Source organism: Micromonospora ureilytica (assembly GCF_015751765.1).
In the GTDB taxonomy this organism is placed as follows: domain Bacteria; phylum Actinomycetota; class Actinomycetes; order Mycobacteriales; family Micromonosporaceae; genus Micromonospora; species Micromonospora ureilytica.
On sequence record NZ_JADOTX010000001.1, the window covers coordinates 1782452 to 1801260 of the forward strand.

19 protein-coding genes are annotated in these 18809 nt (G+C 70.9%); 12 read left to right on the forward strand and 7 right to left on the reverse strand.

What is annotated here, in order from left to right; all coding sequences use genetic code 11:
- The first annotated feature begins 2 nt into the window (after positions 1 to 2).
- From IW248_RS07780 to IW248_RS07795, 4 genes are all read left to right on the forward strand, one after another.
- Positions 3 to 806 (forward strand): IclR family transcriptional regulator domain-containing protein, encoded by an 804-nt coding sequence (locus IW248_RS07780; protein ID WP_196926341.1) that lies wholly within the window; start codon positions 3 to 5, stop codon positions 804 to 806.
- A 76-nt stretch (positions 807 to 882) separates the two neighbouring features.
- Positions 883 to 1458: a DinB family protein gene (locus IW248_RS07785; protein WP_196926342.1), complete on the forward strand. Its 576-nt coding sequence runs from the start codon at positions 883 to 885 to the stop codon at positions 1456 to 1458.
- Positions 1459 to 1545: 87 nt separating this feature from the next.
- Entirely contained in the window at positions 1546 to 2796 is a 1251-nt protein-coding gene (locus tag IW248_RS07790) for an HNH endonuclease signature motif containing protein (protein ID WP_196926343.1), read from the forward strand.
- Between the two features lie 299 nt (positions 2797 to 3095).
- The gene (locus IW248_RS07795) at positions 3096 to 4676 is read left to right on the forward strand and encodes a DHA2 family efflux MFS transporter permease subunit (protein WP_196926344.1); all 1581 of its coding nucleotides are present in this window, start codon (positions 3096 to 3098) and stop codon (positions 4674 to 4676) included.
- A gap of 54 nt (positions 4677 to 4730) precedes the next feature.
- Here the strand turns inward: IW248_RS07795 and IW248_RS07800 are convergent, their stop codons facing one another.
- The 6 genes from IW248_RS07800 to IW248_RS07825 all read right to left on the reverse strand — a co-directional run bounded on the left by IW248_RS07800 (position 4731) and on the right by IW248_RS07825 (position 10267).
- Positions 4731 to 5192 (reverse strand): DUF5709 domain-containing protein, encoded by a 462-nt coding sequence (locus IW248_RS07800; protein WP_196926345.1) that lies wholly within the window; start codon positions 5190 to 5192, stop codon positions 4731 to 4733.
- A 121-nt stretch (positions 5193 to 5313) separates the two neighbouring features.
- Entirely contained in the window at positions 5314 to 6198 is an 885-nt protein-coding gene (locus IW248_RS07805; RefSeq protein ID WP_196926346.1) for an alpha/beta fold hydrolase, read from the reverse strand.
- Between the two features lie 113 nt (positions 6199 to 6311).
- The gene (locus IW248_RS07810; RefSeq protein ID WP_196926347.1) at positions 6312 to 7235 is read right to left on the reverse strand and encodes an RNA polymerase sigma factor; all 924 of its coding nucleotides are present in this window, start codon (positions 7233 to 7235) and stop codon (positions 6312 to 6314) included.
- 39 nt (positions 7236 to 7274) lie between these two features.
- Positions 7275 to 7907, reverse strand: a complete 633-nt coding sequence (locus IW248_RS07815; RefSeq protein ID WP_196926348.1) for a TetR/AcrR family transcriptional regulator — start codon at positions 7905 to 7907, stop codon at positions 7275 to 7277.
- 64 nt (positions 7908 to 7971) lie between these two features.
- Positions 7972 to 9465: a DHA2 family efflux MFS transporter permease subunit gene (locus IW248_RS07820; RefSeq protein ID WP_196926349.1), complete on the reverse strand. Its 1494-nt coding sequence runs from the start codon at positions 9463 to 9465 to the stop codon at positions 7972 to 7974.
- 37 nt (positions 9466 to 9502) lie between these two features.
- Positions 9503 to 10267, reverse strand: coding sequence for an SDR family NAD(P)-dependent oxidoreductase (locus IW248_RS07825; RefSeq protein ID WP_196926350.1), 765 nt, complete (start codon positions 10265 to 10267; stop codon positions 9503 to 9505).
- Positions 10268 to 10571: 304 nt separating this feature from the next.
- Between IW248_RS07825 and IW248_RS07830 the strand changes: the two genes are divergently transcribed.
- Both IW248_RS07830 and IW248_RS07835 read left to right on the forward strand, forming a co-directional pair.
- Positions 10572 to 11747 (forward strand): winged helix DNA-binding domain-containing protein, encoded by a 1176-nt coding sequence (locus IW248_RS07830; protein WP_307787830.1) that lies wholly within the window; start codon positions 10572 to 10574, stop codon positions 11745 to 11747.
- 37 nt (positions 11748 to 11784) lie between these two features.
- The gene (locus IW248_RS07835; protein WP_196926351.1) at positions 11785 to 12549 is read left to right on the forward strand and encodes a YqjF family protein; all 765 of its coding nucleotides are present in this window, start codon (positions 11785 to 11787) and stop codon (positions 12547 to 12549) included.
- On the opposite strand, the gene IW248_RS07840 is transcribed toward IW248_RS07835, so the two are convergent.
- Positions 12543 to 13520, reverse strand: coding sequence for an aldo/keto reductase (locus IW248_RS07840; RefSeq protein WP_196926352.1), 978 nt, complete (start codon positions 13518 to 13520; stop codon positions 12543 to 12545). The two genes, IW248_RS07835 and IW248_RS07840, sit on opposite strands and share 7 nt — an antisense overlap.
- A gap of 168 nt (positions 13521 to 13688) precedes the next feature.
- Here IW248_RS07840 and IW248_RS07845 point away from each other — a divergent pair, with 168 nt between their 5' ends.
- The 6 genes from IW248_RS07845 (at position 13689) to IW248_RS07870 (ending at position 18798) form a co-directional block, all read left to right on the forward strand.
- Entirely contained in the window at positions 13689 to 14048 is a 360-nt protein-coding gene (locus IW248_RS07845) for a hypothetical protein (RefSeq protein WP_196926353.1), read from the forward strand.
- Positions 14049 to 14081: 33 nt separating this feature from the next.
- A complete protein-coding gene (locus IW248_RS07850; RefSeq protein ID WP_196926354.1) occupies positions 14082 to 14642 on the forward strand; it encodes a carboxymuconolactone decarboxylase family protein in 561 nt (186 codons plus the stop codon).
- Between the two features lie 4 nt (positions 14643 to 14646).
- Positions 14647 to 15213 (forward strand): TetR/AcrR family transcriptional regulator, encoded by a 567-nt coding sequence (locus IW248_RS07855; RefSeq protein WP_196926355.1) that lies wholly within the window; start codon positions 14647 to 14649, stop codon positions 15211 to 15213.
- Between the two features lie 80 nt (positions 15214 to 15293).
- On the forward strand, positions 15294 to 16565 hold the full coding sequence (locus IW248_RS07860; protein ID WP_196926356.1) for a GDSL-type esterase/lipase family protein: 1272 nt from the start codon (positions 15294 to 15296) through the stop codon (positions 16563 to 16565).
- A 128-nt stretch (positions 16566 to 16693) separates the two neighbouring features.
- Positions 16694 to 17296 carry a dihydrofolate reductase family protein gene (locus tag IW248_RS07865; protein WP_196926357.1) on the forward strand — a complete coding sequence of 201 codons (603 nt, stop codon included), beginning with the start codon at positions 16694 to 16696 and terminating at the stop codon, positions 17294 to 17296.
- Positions 17297 to 17430: 134 nt separating this feature from the next.
- Positions 17431 to 18798: a cellulase family glycosylhydrolase gene (locus IW248_RS07870; protein WP_196926358.1), complete on the forward strand. Its 1368-nt coding sequence runs from the start codon at positions 17431 to 17433 to the stop codon at positions 18796 to 18798.
- The last annotated feature ends 11 nt before the right edge of the window (positions 18799 to 18809 follow it).

An 18809-nucleotide genomic window follows, 5' to 3' on the forward strand; every position in this document is an offset into this window, starting at 1 on the left:
GGATGAGTGACAACGGAAGGGGCGCCGGGCCCGACTTCATCGAGGCTCTCGCCCGTGGCCTCGACGTCCTGCGCTCCTTCCGTCCCGCCTGCCCCTCGATGACGCTCAGCGAGATCGCCGCCGCCACCGGCCTGGCCCGCCCCACCGTCCGGCGCATCCTCATCACGCTCGAATCGCTGGGCTACGTCCGCGCGGTCGGCCGCGGCCACACCCTCACCCCGCGCGTCCTGGAGCTGGGAATGGCGTACGTCAACGCGCTGAACATGTGGGACGTGGCCCGACCACACATGGAGAAGCTCGTCGCCCAGACCAACGAGTCGACCTCGATGGCCCAGCTCGACGGCAGCGACATCGTCTACGTGGCCCGGGTGGCCGTCCCCAAGATCGTCACCCTGGGCGTCACCATCGGCACCCGCTTCCCGGCACCCGCGACCTCGATGGGCAAGGTGCTGCTCGCGGCCCTCCCACCGGACACGCTGGAGGCCGTCCTCGCCGAGCCCAGCCGCTCCGGCATCACGCCGCGCTGGCAGCCCGCGCCGGGCGAACTCGACGCCGTGCTGCGCGAGGTCCGGGCGAAGGGCTGGGCGCTCGCCGACCAGGACCTGGCTCCGGGAATCCGGTCCGTCGCCACCGGCGTACGAGACGGCGACGGACGGGTCGTCGCCGCCATCAACGTGACAGTGCACGCCGCCGAAACCTCGCTGGAGACCCTGCGCGAGGAGCACCTTCCGAGGCTGCTGCGCGCGGCTGCCGACATCGGGCACGACTGGGCGCTCACCGCCGCGGTGCCGGTGGTCACGGTCTAGACGAGCTTCGGGTTGGCCGGGGCCAGCGGATCGTTGGGGGCAACGCCGACACCCGACCGGATGCCATAGTGCCGCGATGAAGGCAGACCTGCACAGTTACTTGACGGGCGGCCGCGAGTCGCTGCTGTGGAAGCTCGACGGGCTTGGCGAGTACGACATTCGGCGTCCGTTGACCCCGACCGCGACCAACCTGCTCGGTCTGGTGAAGCACTCGGCAGCCATGGAGATCCTCTACTTCGGCGTCGTGTTCGGCCGACCGTTCGAGCAGGAGCTGCCGTATGTCGGCGACGGGGCGGAGACCAATGCCGACATGTGGGCGAGCGCGGATGAGACCCGCGAGGAGATCGTCGCGCTGTACCGTCGCGCGATCGCCCACGCCGACACCACCATCGAAGCCCTTGCACTGCATGAGGTGGGCCACGTGCCGTGGTGGGGCGACGCGGCGGTCACGTTGCACCATGTCCTGGTCCACGTCATCGCGGAAACCCAACGGCACGCCGGCCACGCTGACATCGTGCGCGAACTCATCGACGGCACGGCCGGGCTGCTGCCCACTAACAACAACCTGCCCCCCGTGGACGAGTCATGGTGGCTGGGCCACCGCCAGCGAGTGGAGCAGGCTGCCCTCGACGCCAGCAAGCGCAGCAGCTAGTTCGCTGCCGGTCTGGCGCTGGGCCGGGGCTGCCGCGGATCGATCATGATGACTGAAACTGTCGTACACCTGTTCTAGGGTCAGCTCATGGTCGGGGAGTTGGCGCAGGCAGAGGGCGCCATCGCGGCCTGCGCCGACACGGCCACCTGGGCACTGCCCGAGGGCGAGCTGATCGCCGCGCTCGACACCGCGCACCGCATCGAGCAGCGTCTCGCCGCAGTGAAGCTGGCCCTGATCCGTGAGCTCGACGGCCGAGGCACCGCCACCACGCAGGGTGCCTCCTCCACAGCGGTCTGGCTCCGCGAACGGTTACGCCTCACCATCCCGGCCGCCCGCCGGCTCGTCGACCTCGCCGCCGTCCTGGATTCCGGCAACCCTGGCGTACGCCGCGCGCTGGCCGATGGTCACATCACCGTCGACCAGGCCCGGGTCATCGCCGACACGGTCGACACCGTGCAGACCGCCGCCGGCCCCGAGGCCGCCGACAAATCCCTCGGCGTGCTCGTCGAGTGGGCCGGGCAATTCGATCCCACCCTCCTCCGCAAACTCAGCACCCGCATCCTCGACCACGTCGCACCCGACATCGCCGACGCCGCCGCCAGAGCCGCAGTGGACGCCGAAGCCCGCCGCGCCACCCGCGACCGTCAGCTCACCCTCTCCACCCTCACCGACGGCCGCCTGCGACTCACCGGCATCCTCGACACCGAGACCGCCGGGCTGCTTCGCGCCGCCATCGACCCACTGAGCGCACCCTCGGGCCCTGATGACCAGCGCTCTCCCGGGCAACGCCGGCACGACGCACTCAGCGACGTGTGCCGCCTCGCCCTACGCGGCGGCGAGCTGCCCGAGCACGGCGGTGATTCCGCGCAGATAGTCGTCACCACCAGCTACGACGGGTTGACCCGGCAACTGGGCGGCGGCACCCTCGACACCGGCCTGCACCTCACCCCCGCGACCGTGCGCCGCCTCGCCTGCGACGCCGCCATCCTCCCCGCCGTCCTCAGCGGAGCCGGCCAACCACTCGACGTCGGTCGACAACGCCGTCTCATCACCGGCCCCCTCCGGCGAGCCCTGGTGCTGCGCGACCGAGGCTGCGCCTTCCCCGGCTGCGACCGACCACCGCGCTGGTGCGACGCGCACCACATCCGCCACTGGGCCGACGGCGGCGACACCAGCCTCACCAACGCCGTCCTGCTCTGCGGCCACCACCACCGGCACCTGCACCACAGCGACTGGGTCGTGCGACTGGCAGGCGACGGCCACCCCGAATTCGTGCCACCGGCCTGGCTCGACCCCGAACAGGTCCCCCGCCGCAACCACTACCACCGACGAACGTGAGCGCCACCAGAACACAACGCCACACAGCCGACCCCTGGCCCCAGCCGGGCTGATCCGGACCGCGGCCCCTCTCGCCGGTGGTTCTGTTGTCCTATCGCCACCCCGACGAGCGGCTGTAAATGGACGGCCGTTCGGATACGCGACCGGGCGGTCACGAAATCCGGCGGCGAATCGTCACAGCTGGCGGTTAGTCTGCCTCCGCGCGTCGCTGCCCCGGCACGTCGCGCCCCGCGCCCGGTAGGCGCGGCATCGCCGCCACCGCCCACCATCGGCCGGCTCAATCGACTTCAGGAGAGTTAGTGACACAGCAATCCATCGCGACATCGGACAAACTCGACGGTGCGGTGCTCAAGGTGGCGGGCGTCGTCGTCCTTGGCGCGATCATGTCGATCCTCGACGTGACGGTGGTCAGCGTGGCGCTGCCCACATTCCAGAACGAGTTCGACGCGTCCTACGCCCGCGTCGCCTGGACCATGACCGCCTACACCCTCGCTCTCGCCACCGTGATCCCGCTCAGCGGGTGGGCGGCGGACCGGTTCGGCACCAAACGGCTCTACATGGTGGCGTTGGCCCTGTTCACCATCGGGTCGGGGCTCTGCGCCATGGCCGACACGATCGGTGAGCTGATCGGCTACCGGGTCCTGCAGGGTCTCGGCGGCGGCATGCTCATGCCGCTGGGCATGACCATCATGACCCGGGCGGCCGGGCCGCACCGGATCGGCCGGTTGATGGCAGTCCTCGGCATCCCGATGCTGCTGGGGCCGATCGGCGGCCCGATCCTCGGTGGCTGGCTGATCGACACCGCGAGCTGGCACTGGATCTTCCTGATCAACCTGCCGATCGGCGTGATCGCCCTGATCTACGCGCAGTTCGCGCTGCCGAAGGACGCGCCCGAGCCGTCCGAGTCGTTCGACTTCGTCGGCATGCTCATGCTCTCCCCGGGTCTCGCCCTCTTCCTCTACGGCGTCTCGTCCCTGCCGGAGGCGGGCACCTTCGCCGAGGCCAAGGTCTGGGCCCCGATGCTGGTCGGCGGCGCGCTGGTGGTGGCGTTCGTGCTCTACTCGTTCAAGCCCCGGCACCCGCTGCTCGACCTGCGGCTGTTCCAGAACCGCAGCCTGACCATCGCGTCGGTCACGATGTTCGTGTTCATCATCGCGTTCATGGGCGCCGGCCTGCTGTTCCCGAGCTACTTCCTTCAGGTGCGCGGCGAGTCGACGCTGGCCGCCGGTCTGTTGATGGCCCCGCAGGGCATCGGCGCGATGATCACCATGCCGATCGCGGGCACGCTCGCCGACCGGGTGCCGATCGGACGCACCGTCCCGTTCGCGTTGGGGCTCATCGTCATCGGGTTCTTCGGGTTCACCCAGGTCGACCCGCAGACGTCGTACTGGCTGCTCGGCGGTTCGCTGTTCGTGATGGGCCTCGGCATGGGCGGCACGATGATGCCGATCATGACGTCGGCGCTGCGGACGTTGTCGGCCAACGACGTGGCCCGCGGCTCGACGCTTGTCAACATCCTCCAGCAGATCGGCGGGTCGGTCGGCGCCGCCGTGATGTCGGTGATCCTCACCAACGAGCTGAACGGCTCCCGGCCGATCCCCGGCCTGGTGGACGAGAGCGGCAAGCCGATCACCGAGGCCGGGCTGGCCATCGCCTCCCAGCAGCGGCCGGAGCTGCTTCAGCAGATGCCGGTGGACCCGTCGCTCATCGAGCGCGGGCTCGACTTCGCCGCCAAGTCGTTCGCCAGCACGTTCTGGGTCGCGTTCGCGCTGGTCGTGCTCACGCTCATCCCGGCGGCGTTCCTGCCGCGCCGACGTCAGCCGGCGCAGCTCGACGACCCGCAGGGCGAGCAGGTCAGGACGCCAGTCGTCGTCCACTGACCAACGCCGCCGCGCTCGGCACCCGGTGAGGTGCCGAGCGCGGCGGGTACGGCGTCAGCGCAACGGACCGTCGCCGGGCCCGTCCGGGTCCTCGACCACGTGGATCGCCGCCTCCTCCGCGCTGGCGGCACCCGCGTCGATCCCGGCGTCCCACGCCACCGACTCGGCCTCGTCGTCCTCGCGGACACCCTCGTCATAGGCGACGAGACGGCCGGCGCGTGCCTCCGCCTCGTACCCCCGGCGGGTCAGCTCGTCCTCGTCGTCGCCACCCTCGGCATACGGGTCGACATCCGGCACCTCCTGGGCCAGGTGTTGCGCCAGGGACTCGCCCGCCCGCTCCTCGGCGGGCGTGGTGCCGAACCGGTTTGCCGCCGTCCAGTGGTCCTCGGCGATGATGCCGGTGTCGAGGGGGTCGCCGACCCGGTCGTCGTCGAGGGTGTCCGAGGCGTCCAGGACACCGTCGTCCTCGGCCACGTTCCACTCGTCGACGGAATCCATCCGTTCGGTCTGGCTCACGGCGGTCTCCTCTTCGTCAGGGTGCAGCGAAGTGCTCAGCCTATGACCGTGTAACGCGACCGCGCCCCGGGGCCTGCCCGCTGTGACGAACGGACCTCGGGGCGCGCTGTGCCGCGCTGGGTTACCGCTTCAGCAGCTCCGCCACGGCGTCGGTGAACTCCACCGGCTGCTCGATGTGCGCGAAGTGTCCGCTTCGCTCCAGCGTCACCAGCCGCGAGTCCGGAAGCCCCGCGTGCAGCTGCTCGGCCCAGCGGGGGCCGCAGATGAAGTCGTACGCCCCGACGATCACCACGACGGGCACGGTGATCTCACCCAGGTTGTCCCGTACGTCGAAGGGTGTCGGGTCCTGCGCGCCGGCCGGCGCCGACCAGATCCGGACGGCCGCCTGGAACCTGGCGAACTCGTCCTGTCGACCCCAGAAGTCCGCGAAGTACACCGGCAGGGCGGCGCGCAGAGCGGCCCCCAACGACTCGTCGTCCGTCGCGCCGCCGATCTGCCCGAAGGCAGCCGGGACCGCTGCCGCTTCCGGCCGGTCCGGGTGCCGCTGCGGGTAGGCGGCGAGGCCGGCCATGGCCTCGGCCCAGAACTCGGCGCCGGTGACGGGGGAGGTGTCGTACAGGGCGAGGCCGGCGATCCGGTCCGGGTGGGCCAGCGCGTACCGCTGGACGACGAACCCGCCGTGCGAGTGCCCGAGGAGGTACACCCGGGGTGCGCCGAGGTGCTCGACGACGGCGTGCAGGAACCGGACATACGTGTCGAGACGGTAGTCGCCGGGGTTGTCGAGCTGCCCCGACGCGCCCGTGCCCACCGGCTCGACGTAGACCATCGTGAAGTGCGCCTCCAGGCTGGGCGTCCGCAGGTAGGCCCACTCGATGCCCGGGCCGCCGGAGTGCGCCACGCAGACCGGGCCGGTGCCGGCGACGTGGTAGACCTGCCGAACGCCATCGACGGTGAACGTGTGGGCGCCGGGTGCGAGGGCGCTGACGTCGTGGCTGGTGGAACCCATGAACTATCTCCCGATCCGAGACCCGCGCGGCGTCCGCCGACACGGCAACTGGTGCATGACGCGGACCAGATGCGCGGGTCGAGGGGAAAGTTCGTTCGGTCGGGAAAGTTTCTTCAGACCAGCGCGGGGACGGGGTGGAAGAGGGTGAGTTGGCGTACCCGGCCCTCGCGCAGCACCTGCAACCACAGCGCCGCCGGTGGGCAGTGCTCCGGGTCGTCGGGCGGGCTGATCAGGTCGGTCTCCCAGATCAGCACGTCGCCGCTGGCCACCACGTTGCGCAGCCGCTGACGTACCCCGGCGGCCAGGTCGCGGTCCATGCCACTGATCGCCAGGTCACGGCCGCCGCGCGGGCCACCCGGCACGATCATCTCGGCGTTCGGCCACCAGCTCTCGCGGACCACCCGCTCGAAGTCGCCACCCATCGCCGTGGTGAGCATGTCGCTGCCCTCCCGCCACCGCGTGTCGTTGGAGGTGGCGACGTCCGCGTGCGCCCTGGTCGCCGCCGTGCGGAGGCCGCCGGCGAGCGCGCGGCGGGCGTGGCTGAGGCGGCTGCGGACGGTGCCGACCGGCACGCCACACACGGCCGCGATCTGCTCGTACGAGGACGCGTCGCTGAAGTAGCGCAGCAGGGTGACGAGGCGGTCAGGTTCGGACAGTTGCTCGATGGAGTGCCACACCCAGTCGCGCATCGCGGCCCGGTCGAGTGCCTCCTCCGGGGTGGGTGTGTCGGCGGGGCGGGCGAACCACTCCGGTTCGGCGACCGGGACGGCTCGGGGCCCGCGCAACGCCATCCGGCTGTTGTTGCGGACGATGGCCCGCAACCAGGGGCCGACGGCGTTCGGGTCGCGGACCTCGCCGATGCGGCGCAGGGCGACGACCATCGCGTCCTGCACCGCGTCCTCGGCGTCCGGCCCGTAACCGAGGACGCTCAGCGCGACGGCCCGCATCCCGGCCTCGTGCCGGGCCAGCAGCGCCCCGAGCGCAGCCGGGTCGCCCGTCTGCGCGAGCACGACCAGCTCCGCGTCGCTCTGCGTCACGCGTACGTCCTCCTGTAGGGTCCCGGGGACTTGAGTGGATCATGCCCCTTGCGGGCGGACCTGCGGTGGCGGCCCCTGGAGAGGAGTGCGGCCGGGGGCGCGCATGCCGTCGAGCAGGACCATGACGACTCGACGCCACCCGTCGGGCCCTGCGTCGACGCCGAGGCAGTGGTCGGTGTCCAGCGCCGCGCGTGAGCAGAGCAGGACGTCCTGCCAGGTTACGTCCGCGCGGAGATCACCCGCTGCGTGTGCTCGCTCAGTCAGGTGGGCGACGGCCTCTTGCAACGCGACGGTGCGCTGCGCGAGTTCGGGTGTCGGCGGCCTTTCGCAGGCCGCGGTGACCTCGGCCAGGCCGCGGCTGTCCCGGTGGGCCCCGGCCAGCTCCAGCACGAACTCCGTCATTCCGTCCCACGGATCCGGGCGCTCCAGGCAGGCCCGTGCGGTGTCGCACAACTCGTCGTAGAGGCCGAGCACCGCGTAGTCGAGCAGCGCCTCCTTGGTCCCGAAGCGCCGGTACAACGTGCCCACCCCCACGCCGGCCGCTGTTGCGATGTCCAGAGCCGAGACGTCGAGCCCGCGGGCGGCGATTGCCTCCCTGGTCGCGATGATCAGTTGGCGTCGGTTCTGCCGGGCGTCCGCGCGGACGCCCGACGCCGGATCCAGATCAGGCATCCGGAAAGCGTAACACAAGCGGACGCAGCTCGTCCGATTGTTGTCCGCGACCGCCTCGATGCGCTCAGTGGGCGGGCGCCGGGACGCCGACCGGCGCGACGTCCTCCGACGCCGTGGCCGGCGGAGACTCCGGTGCGCCCGCGTTGACCATGATCGCGGAGACCAGTGCCGCGGCCACGACGAAGATGGTGGCCAGCCAGTACGCGGCCGCGTAGCCGTGCATCAACGCCTGATTCTGGACATGGACGGGGGCCGCCGTACCGCCGTGGGTGACCAGGTAGGAGGCGGTGGAGCCGGTCGCGACGGTGTTGAGCAGCGCTACGCCGATCGACCCCCCGACCTGTTGCGACGAACTGATCATCGCGGAGGCGACACCGACGTCGGCGGGCGCGACGCCGTGGGTGGAGATGCTCATCGCGGGCATGAACGCGGCACCGACGCCAATTCCGACCACCGCCTCGGCGACCGCGATCTCCAAGAAGCTGCTGTCGGCGTCGAGGAGGGCGAGCAGGACGAGGCCGGCCGCGCTGACGAGGTAGCCACCGACCATGATCGGCCGCGGAGCGATCCGGTGCGCGAGTCGGGCGCCGACCTGCGTGGCCCCGAGAGCCTGCAGCACCGCCATCGGCATGAACGCCAGGCCGGCCATGACCGGCGACCATCCCTTGACCTGCTGGAAGTAGTAGCTCAGTAGGAGGAACATCCCGAACATGCTGACAATGGCCAGACCCACCGACAGGTAGGCGGCTGCCCGGTTGCGTTCGCTCAGGACTCCCAGTGGGAGCAGCGGAGCCTTCACCCGTGACTGCACCACGACGAAGGCCGCCAGAAGCAGCACGCCGGCGACGAAGGATCCGATGGTCGTGGCCGCCGACCAGCCGTGGCTCTCCGCGGCGCTGAAACCGTAGACCAGGCCGACGAGACCGAGGCTGGCCAGCAGCACGCCGGGGATGTCGAGCCGGGCACGGTGTCGCTCACCGTTGTCGTGCACCGTGGAGATGGCGCCCACAATCCCGATGATCGCGATCGGAACCAGAATGAACATGGCGAAGCGCCAGTTCAGGTACTGGGTGAGCAGACCGCCGGCGATCAGACCGACGGCGCCACCGGCGATCGAGACCGCGGCGAACACGCCGAAGGCCTTCGCTCGTTCCCGCGGCTCTGTGAACAACAGGGAGATCAGCGAGAGCGCGGCCGGCGCGAGCAGGGCCGCGAAGGCCCCCTGCAACGCGCGGGCAACCAGCAGCATCTCCACGTTGGCCGCCAGGCCGCCGATCGCCGAGGCGATCGCGAAGCCTGCCAGCGCGAACAGGAAGACGCGCTTGCGCCCCAGCATGTCACCGACCCGGCCGCCGACCAGCAGGAGGCCACCGAAGGCGAGACCGTACGCGGTGACCACCCACTGGCGACTGCCATCGGTGAAGTGCAGTGCCTGCTGCGCGGAGGGGAGAGCGATGTTCATGACCGCGCCGTCGAGAACGACCATCAGTTGGGCGATCGAGATGAAGAACAGGGCTCTCCACCGCTGCGAGTTCGGGGTCTTGTGACGAGTGGGCATCAGTGTTCCTTCAGGAGAGGTGATGGGCGCCGGGCCGTCAGGCGGCGGTCAGGCCGCCATCGATCGCGAGAGCGGCACCAGTGATGAACGGCGCTTCGTCGCTCAGCAGGAAGGCCGCCAGCGCGGCGACCTCGTCGGGCCGCCCGATCCGGCCCACGGGGTGCATGGCGTTGCCCATCTGGAGGGCCTCCTCCGGGTTCGGGCCCAGGTTGCGCCGTAGCAGAGGGGTGTCGACGCCGCCGGTGACGAGCGCGTTGATCCGTACACCCGTGGTGGCCACCTCGAGTGCCGCCGACCGGGTGAGCCCGACGACGCCGTGCTTGGCGGCGCTGTAGGAGGCCAGGCCGGAGGATCCGGTGACACCACTGACGGAGGCGTTGTTCACGATCGAGCCGCCGCCGGAGGTCTGCAGCGCGGGGATCTGGTACTTGAGCCCGAAGAAGACGCTGCTCAGGTTGAGCGCCATCTCGGCGTCCCAGGCGTCCGCGCCGATCTCGGTGATCGGGCCGAGCGCGGTGGCCGCGCCCACGTTGTTGAACACACCGTCGAGCCGGCCGTAGTGGTCGACCGCCCGCTGCACCAGCTTCGCCATCTCGGCTCCGACAGTCACATCCGTCGGGACGAAGATCGCGTCTGCGCCGGTGGAGTGCAGGGTGGCGGCGAGAGCCTCGCCGGCTTCCTCGCCACGTGCCGCCAGGACGACCTTCGCGCCTTCGGCGGCGACTCGTTCCACGAGGGCACGCCCCATGCCGGAGGTGGCACCGGTGACCAGAATGACCTTGTTTGCGAAGCGTTCGGACATGGTTGATCCTTCTCTGGGCGTAGAGGCTGGGGTGTCTCCGCGGTTGAACGCGGGCCGTAGCGGACGACCATCGTCCGCATCAGCGAAGCTAGCCCAAGGGGACGAGCGTCGTCCACTTCCGCTGGCGGTCGGCGAAGTGACCCTGACCATCCCCGAACCAGGAACAAAGTTGACCCGCCACCACCCCTGACGTCTCGCCCGAGGGGTGCGCGCCCGGGAAAGTGACACACGTCGGTCGTAGCGTGGGCGGCATGAGGATCTGCCCTGTCGAAGCCCTTCGGTGGTGCGCGGCCGGCGTCAGCCCGTGCGACGGGCATTCGCGGTGATCGAGTTGAGCTGGGCTCAGGTGTCCGCCCGACGTCTTGCGCGGCACCGACTCTCCGCACCCGCGTCGGGCGCCGCACCGGACGCCGGACGCGTCGCCGACGTGGTGTCGGCGATCTGTGGCGCGCACGCCCAGATCGCGTCGGCCGCCGAGCTGTCCGTCGGGCTGCGGGTGCCGGGCGCGACCCGCGCCTTGGTGCGCCGGGCACTGTGGACCGACCGCACGCTGGTCAAGACCCGTGGGCCGCGCGGGACGGTGCACCTGCTCGCCGCGGCGGACCTGCCGATGTGGGTCGGCGCGCTGAGCGCATTGCCGGTCCCGTCCTCGGAGCGGAGCGTGGCAGTGCTGACGCCCCAGCAGACCGAGCAGGTCCTCGCGGCCATCGCCGACGCGGTCGCCGAGGCCGACCTGACCACCGCCGAGCTGACCGAGGAGGTCGTCTCCCGGACCGGCCCGTGGGCGGGCGACCTGGTCATGGAGGCGTTCCAGGACAAGTGGCCCCGGTGGGTCGCCGCGATGACCGCCGCCACCCGGAGCGGAGTGATCTGCTTCGGCCCGAATCGCGGTCGGGTCAGCACGCACACCAGCCCGACCCGGTGGCTGCCCGACTTCGTGCCGATGCCCGGTCCGGCCGCCCTGGCCGCCCTCGTCCGCGGCTACCTGTACGCGTACGGGCCGGCCACCCCGGCACAGTTCGCCCGGTGGCTGGCGGTGGCGCCGGGGTGGGCGACGTTGCTGTTCGACTCACTCGACCTGACCGAGGTGACGGTGGGGGGCACCCGGGCCTGGGTGGCCGCCGACGACACTGAATTTCCCGACGACCGGCCGTCCGGGTTGCGGCTGCTGCCGTACTTCGACGCGTACGCGGTCGGCTGCCACCCCCGCGAACGGCTCTTTCCCGGTGCCGCCGCCGACCGGGCGCTCGCCGGCGGCCAGGCCGGCAACTATCCGGTGCTGCTGGTGGACGGGGTGGTCGCCGGCGTGTGGCATCAACGCCGCTCCGGTCGCTCGATCCGCGTCACCGTCGAACCGCTGGGGACGCTCGGTGCCGCCCGGCAGCGGGCGTTGGGGGAGGAGGTCGAACGGGTCGGCGAGATCCTGGAGGGCAGGGCGTCGCTGACCATCGGCGCCGTCAGTGTCGGTCCGCACGCCTGAGACCACGCCGGCCGGTCGCCTGGGCCAGGATGAGGGCGTGCACCCCGAACCGGTCGACCACGCGCCCCGGCAGGCGTTCCCCTGGGCGATCCTGCGCCAGCGCTGGGAGGACCTCACCTTCCTGCACTGGGCCGTCGCTCCGGCACTCGTCGCGCCGTTGCTACCCGCCGGCACTCGTCCGGACACGGTGCAGGGGGTCAGCTACGTCGGCCTCATCGGCTTTCGGATGGTCGGGCTGGGCTTCGGCCGTGGCCCGGGGGTGCCCTACTTCGGCACCTTCTGGGAGACCAACGTCCGGCTCTACTCCGTCGACGACGCCGGCCGACGAGCTGTCGTGTTCCGGTCCCTCGACGCGTCCCGCCTGGTGCCGGTGCTCGTCGCGCGGGCGACGCTGCGCCTGCCGTACCTCTGGTCGTCGATGCGGTTGGATCGCGACGGCGACCGTCGCACCTACAGTTGCCGGCGGCGTTGGCCTGGGCCGGCGGGCGCGACGAGCCGGATGGTGGTGCGGGTGGGGGAGCGGATCGTCGACCCGACCCCGCTCGAACACTTCGTCACCGCCCGTTGGGGGCTGCACACCCGGGCGTACGGGCGCACGCTGCACCTGCCGAACTGGCATCCGAGCTGGCCGCTGCACCGGGCCGAGCTGCTGCACCTGGATGACGAGTTGGTTGCCGCAGCCGGGCTGCCGGCACCGGTCGGGCCGCCGGTCAGCGTGCTCTACTCGCCAGGTGTCGGGGTCAGGTTCGGCCCGCCGGTGGCGGCCCGGCCACGCGGTGCCGGGCCGCCGGAATCTCAGTAGCGGCCACCCTCGGGTGCGGGCAGCGCGTCCAGGTCGGACAGATCCTCGGCGCTGAGCCGCACGTCGGCGGCCGCGCAGTTGTCCGCCAGGTACGTCGGGGTCTTGGTCCCGGGGATTGGGATGACCTGGTCGCCCTGGGCGACCACCCACGCGAGGGCGACCTGCGCGGGGCTGAAGCCGGCCCGGTCGGCGATCTCCCGAACCCGGGCGACGATGGCGAGGTTGGCGCAAAGCGCGTCCTGCTGGAAACGCGGCAGGCCCCGCCGGAAGTCGTCGGCGGGCAGGTCGTCGAACGAGGTGAACCGGCCGGCGAGGAAACCGCGACCCAGTGGGGAGAACGGCAGGAAGGCGATGCCCTGCTGGGCGCAGTACGGCAACACCTCGGTCAACGGGTCGCGGGTCCACAGCGACAGCTCGGACTGCACCGACGCCACCGGGTGCACCGCCTGGGCCCGCACGATCTGCGTCACCGTCACCTCGGACAGCCCGATCTGCCGGGCCTTGCCCGCCGCCACGACCTCGGCCATCGCACCCCAGGACTCCTCGATGGGCACCTCCGGGTCGACCCGGTGCAACTGGTACAGGTCGACGTGGTCGGTGCCGAGCCGGCGCAGGCTCTCGTCGATCGCCGCGCGGATGTGCTCCGGGCGGCCGTTGTTACCGATCTTCGGTGAGTTGCCGGGGCCGCCGGTGGGGGAGGTGGCGACCAGGCCGACCTTCGTCGCCAGCACGGCCCGCTCCCGGTGACCACCGGCCAGCGCCCGCCCGACAAGCTCCTCGTTGGTGTACGGCCCGTACACGTCGGACGTGTCGACAAGCGTCGCGCCCAGATCCAGTGCCTGTCGGATGACGGAGATCGACGTGTCGTCGTCGCGAGGGCCGGTGATGTCGTAGCCGTGGCTCATGCCCATGCAACCGAGGCCGATGACGCCGACCTCGGGACCGGTGCTGCCCAGCGTGGTGGTTCGCATGCGCCCCACGCTACGACCGGGCTGGCCGAGTCGCACGTGCGGTGGCGGGCGCAGCTGTGCCCGGGTACGTGACGACTCTCACCGGAAGCGGACTCAGGAGTCCGGTACGGTGGAGGCTAAGCGGACTCGTGAGTCCGCATCTGCCCGAAAGTGCGTACGAGGAGCCCCATGACCCAGGTACGGATCAGCGACGCCCTGCGCGCCGTCGTCTTCGAGCCGACGCGCGACCTGACCGAGGCGCTCGACGAGTTCTACGCCCCCGACTACACCCACCGCAGCGACGGCGAGACGCTCGATCGGGCCGGCTTCGTTGAGATGGTCACCCGGGTGCGCGGCCAGATCGTCAGCGGCACCGTGCGGGTCCTCGACGAGCTGCACGACGGTCTCCGCTACGCCGAACGGCACGTCTACGAGATCACCCTGGCCGACGGGTCGACCGCCAAGCGGGAGATCGCCATCTTCGGGTCGTACGCCGAGGACGGCCGCTTCCGCCACCTCAGCGAGACGGGTTTCGACCTGTCCGCCTGAACCATCTCGACGACCAGCGCTGGAGAGAGAGCCATGCCCCGCCTTGCCGACCCCGACCCGAACGCCATTCCGGCCGACGTCCGCGACGTCCTGTCCGCACTGCCACCCGACCCGATGGTCAAGATGCTGACCCACTCGGTCGGCACTGTGAACCTCTTCATCCAGCTCGCGAGGGCGCAGTTCACCTCGCTGGAACTGCCCGCCCGCTCGCGGGAACTGGTCATCCTGACCGTGGCCGAGTACACCGAGTGCGAGTTCGTGGCCGCCCAGCACCGCCCGATGTCCGAGGCGGCCGGTGTCGACCGGGCCACCCGCGAGATCATTACCAGCCGGGACATCGACAACCCGGCCCTCTCCGGTCATGACCGTACGCTCATCCGGTTCGCCGCCGAGGTGGTCCGGTCGCCACGCGTTCCCGACGACCTCTTCGACGAGGTGCGGCACATCCTCAGCGAGCGCGAGATCGTCGAGGTGCTTCAGGTGATCGGCTACTACTGGTCGTTCGGCCGGGTGGCCACGGTGCTCAACGTCGAACTCACCACCGTGTACGGCGACGAGCCGCTGCTGACCGACGAGACCGAGCGGGCAGAGTGACACCATGACCCCGCCGACGCCGAGCGACCCGGATGCCCCCCATCGGCGTCTGGACGCCCGTCGCAACCAGGAGCGGGTGATCGCCGCCGCCCGGGAGCTCTTCGCCGAGCAGGGTCTCCAGGTGACGGTGCCGCAGGTCGCGGAGCGGGCCGGGGTGGGTCGCGCGACCGTGTACCGCAGCTATCCCAGCAAGGAAGACCTCATCGTCGCGGTCGTGCAGCGGCAGTTTCAGGAGCTGGAGCAGCGCATCCGCGCGGCGCTCGACGGCGCCGACGCGTACCGGGAGTGGTGTTCCTTCGTGCCCGACCTGTTCGGACGCCTCGCGCGCGACCGGGTCCTCGCCGACGCGTTCTTCGAGGGCAGGCTGGTGCCCGCCGCGCGCATCCTGGGCCTGATCGGGCAACTGGTGGCGGCGGCCCGAGCCTCCGGCAAGATCCGCCCGGACGCCGGGGAGCTGGACATCCGGGTGATCCTCTGCGGGGCGGTCCGGCAGCTCATCGTGCTCGACGAGCGCGACCCGGCGGTGTGGCGCCGGTACGCCGACCTGGTGCTCAACGCGCTGCGCGCCTGACCGTAAGTAAACGGTAAGGCGGTCGGAGCAGGGTGAAACACAACGCTTCACCCACCCACCGCTCCCGAAGGGACCTTCCCGTGTCGAACTCGGCAGGCCGCATCCTCCCCGTACTCACCGCTCTGCTCCTGCTGGCGCCGGCCGTCCCGGCGAACGCCACGACCACCGGGCGCGACGGCCCGGTCGGTTGGTCGACCGCGTGGTCGGCGGCGCACCACCACCCCGTGCCGGGCAACGACTGGGACGGCCCGAACTGGTCCGTCCCCGGTTTCGCCGACCAGTCGGTCCGGCAGGTGGTCCGGGTCAGCGCCGCCGGTTCCCTGATCCGGATCCGACTGTCCAACAGGTACGGCAACCAACCGCTGCGACTGACCGGTGCCACAGTGGGGCGTCCGATCTCCGGGGCGGCGGTGCGACCCGGCACCCTGCTTCCGGTCACCTTCGAACGACGACTGTCGACCACCGTGCCGGCCGGCGCCGAGGCCACCTCCGATCCGGTGCGCCTGCCCGTCCGGGCGCTGGAGGCGTTGACCGTCACGCTGTACTTCGCCGGTCCCACCGGCCCGGCGACCTTCCACCAGGGCGGGCTCACCAGCACGTACCGCTCCACGGGTGATCACCGCTTCGATCACCGCGCTGCCGCGTTCACCGGCGAGACCAGCCAGTCCTGGTATCACCTCGCCGGCGTGGACGTCGCCGGGTCACCGCGCACCCGCGGCACTGTGGTGACGTTCGGCGACTCGCAGACCGACGGCTACGGTTCCACGCCCGGCGCCGACAACCGTTACCCGGACCAGTTGGCCGAGCGCCTGGTCGCCACCGGCCGCCCGCTGGCCGTCGCCAACGCCGGTATCAGCGGCAACAAGCTGCTCGCCGACTCACCGTGTTACGGCGAGCAGGGCGTCACCCGGTTCCGGCGCGACGCGCTCGGGCTGCCGGGCGTACGGGTCGCCGTGGTTCTGATCGGCATCAACGACATCGGTGGCGGTGGCTACCCGGACTTCGGCTGCGGCGCCTCACCCGTGGTGACCGCCGCCCAGCTCATCGACGGTCACCGGGCGCTGATCCGGGCCGCACGAGCCGACCGGGTCGCCGTCGTCGGCGTCACGATGCCGCCGATGAAGAACGCCGTCGGCTACGACACCGCGCAGAACGAGATGCTCCGTGATGAGGTGAACCGTTGGATCCGCGGCGGCGGCGAGTACGACGCCGTCGTCGACCTCGACCGGATTCTCGCTGATCCGACCGACCCGGACGCCCTGCGGCCCGCGTACGATCACGGCGACCACCTGCACCTCAACGACGCCGGGGCGACCGTCGCGGCTGCCGCCGTCGCCGCGCGGATCCGCTGAGAACACGCCGTCAGAAAGTTCGGCGAACGTGTCGAGGACTGTCGCGCCGGCTTCGACCATGGGTAGAGGGCCGGGGATACCCGGTCCCGCCGACGAGCCGACACGGGCACGGACCGAGGAGTGGATCGATGACGAAGGTGACGACCGGGGCGACGATGTCGTTGGACGGCTACATCGCGGACGCGTCCCACGGTGGCTTCGAGTACCTCTTCCAGTGGTACGAGAACGGCGACGTCGAGACGCCGACGGCCGACCCCGAGTTGACCTTTCGGACCTCCGCCACGAGCGCCCGGCATCTGCGGGCTCTCACCGAGCGGACCGGCGCGCTCGTCGTCGGCCGGCGGCTGTTCGACATCACCAGCGGGTGGGGTGGCCGGCATCCCTTGGACGTACCTGTCGTGGTTGTCACGCACAGCGTGCCGGAGGGCTGGGCGCCCGAGAATGACTCGTTCGTCTTCGTCACCGACGGCATCGAGAGCGCCATCGCCCGGGCGAAGGCGATCGCCGGCGACAAGGAGGTCGGTGTCAACGGCGGCACCATCGCCGCCCAGGTCGTCGAGGCCGGCCTGCTCGACGAGGTGCACGTCGACCTCGTCCCGGTCCTGCTCGGTTCCGGCATCCCGCTCTTCGCCGACCTGAAGATCGCGCCACTTCAGCTGGACGGCCCGTTCAGCGTCGTCGAGGGCGACGGCGTCACCCACCTGGCCTACCGGGTACGCCCAGCGGCCTGAACGCCTCGGGGGCCGGCCCGGGCAGGGTCGGTCCCCGTTACGTCCGCCTTGCCGGCATAGGCATTGATCGATATTGTGCGCGAAAGGCGCCGCCCCGCCTCAGGCCACCACCGTCGATCCGAAGCGGGTTCCGCATGCGCACACTGAGACTCGTCACGACCCTGGCCGTCGCCGGCCTGCTCGCCGGTGGGGTGGCCCTGGTCGCCGCCACACCGGCCAGCGCGGCGACCGCCGTGTTCTCCGTGACGAACAACTGGGGCAATGGCTACCAGGGGCAGGTCACCGTCACCAACGACACCTCCGCACAGATCACCAGCTGGCGGGTCGAGTTCGACCTGCCGTCCTCCTCGACCGTCAGCCAGTCGTGGAACGCGCAACAGACCACCTCGGGCAGCCACTACACGTTCGCCAACGTGTCCTGGAACGGCACCCTCGCCGCCGGCGCCTCCACCTCGTTCGGCTTCCTCGTCAACGGCACCGGCACCCCGGTCAACTGCACAGTGAACGGCGCGGCCTGCGCCGGCGGCCCGCCCCCGACCACGCCCCCGCCGACCACGCCGCCGCCGACCACGCCGCCGCCGACCACCCCGCCGCCCACCACGGGTACGCCCGTCGAGCGGCACGGGCAACTGCGGGTCTGTGGCACCACGATGTGCGACAGGTCCGGCGCCCGGGTGCAGCTGCGCGGAATCAGCAGCATGTGGCTCAACTGGGAGACCGCCCCGTACGCCGAGAACCTCTCCGCGTTGACCTGGATGCGGGACAACTGGAACCTCCAGGTGATCCGCGCGGCCATGGGCGTGGAGCCGGCGGGGGCGTACCTCAGTGACCCGGCCAAGGCGCGCGCGCAGGTGGAAACCATCATCAACAACGCGGTCACCGCAGGGGTGTACGTGATCGTCGACTGGCACGCGCACGAGGCGCAGAACAACCAGTCCCAGGCGGTGGCGTTCTTCGGTGACCTGGCCCGTCGGTACGGCAACCTGCCCAACGTCATCTGGGAGCCCTACAACGAGCCGCTGCAGGTCAGCTGGACCAACGTCATCAAGCCGTACCACCAGGCGGTGGTGTCCGCGATCCGCGCCGCCGACCCGGACAACATCATCGTGCTCGGCACCCCGACCTGGTCACAGGACGTGGACGTCGCGGCGGCCAGCCCGGTCACCGGCACCAACCTGATGTACACGCTGCACTTCTACTCCTGCACGCACGGGGCGTCGCTGCGCGCCAAGGGCGACGCGGCGATCCGCGCGGGTCTGGCGCTGTTCGTCACCGAGTGGGGCGCCAGTAACGCCGATGGTGGCCTCGACGGCCGGGCCTGCCTGCCGGAGGCGCAGTCCTGGATCGACTGGATGAAAGCCAACGGCATCTCCTGGACGGCCTGGAAGCTCGACGTCGGCACCGACACCACGAATCTGCTCAGCCCGGGAGCGCCGGTGACCGGCGGGTGGACCAACTACCTGCACGGCCACGCGCCGTTCGTGGTGACGAACATGAGGTGACCGCGGCCGCG

Coding starts and splice junctions, on each gene's coding strand:
- IW248_RS07820 (WP_196926349.1), bottom strand. CDS start 9,465: ATGCCCACTCGTCACAAGACCCCGAACTCGCAGCGGTGGAGAGCCCTG.
- IW248_RS07805 (WP_196926346.1), bottom strand. CDS start 6,198: ATGGGTTCCACCAGCCACGACGTCAGCGCCCTCGCACCCGGCGCCCAC.
- IW248_RS07850 (WP_196926354.1), top strand. CDS start 14,082: ATGCCCCGCCTTGCCGACCCCGACCCGAACGCCATTCCGGCCGACGTC.
- IW248_RS07840 (WP_196926352.1), bottom strand. CDS start 13,520: ATGCGAACCACCACGCTGGGCAGCACCGGTCCCGAGGTCGGCGTCATC.
- IW248_RS07855 (WP_196926355.1), top strand. CDS start 14,647: ATGACCCCGCCGACGCCGAGCGACCCGGATGCCCCCCATCGGCGTCTG.
- IW248_RS07790 (WP_196926343.1), top strand. CDS start 1,546: ATGGTCGGGGAGTTGGCGCAGGCAGAGGGCGCCATCGCGGCCTGCGCC.
- IW248_RS07785 (WP_196926342.1), top strand. CDS start 883: ATGAAGGCAGACCTGCACAGTTACTTGACGGGCGGCCGCGAGTCGCTG.
- IW248_RS07815 (WP_196926348.1), bottom strand. CDS start 7,907: ATGCCTGATCTGGATCCGGCGTCGGGCGTCCGCGCGGACGCCCGGCAG.
- IW248_RS07780 (WP_196926341.1), top strand. CDS start 3: ATGAGTGACAACGGAAGGGGCGCCGGGCCCGACTTCATCGAGGCTCTC.
- IW248_RS07845 (WP_196926353.1), top strand. CDS start 13,689: ATGACCCAGGTACGGATCAGCGACGCCCTGCGCGCCGTCGTCTTCGAG.
- IW248_RS07870 (WP_196926358.1), top strand. CDS start 17,431: ATGCGCACACTGAGACTCGTCACGACCCTGGCCGTCGCCGGCCTGCTC.
- IW248_RS07825 (WP_196926350.1), bottom strand. CDS start 10,267: ATGTCCGAACGCTTCGCAAACAAGGTCATTCTGGTCACCGGTGCCACC.
- IW248_RS07865 (WP_196926357.1), top strand. CDS start 16,694: ATGACGAAGGTGACGACCGGGGCGACGATGTCGTTGGACGGCTACATC.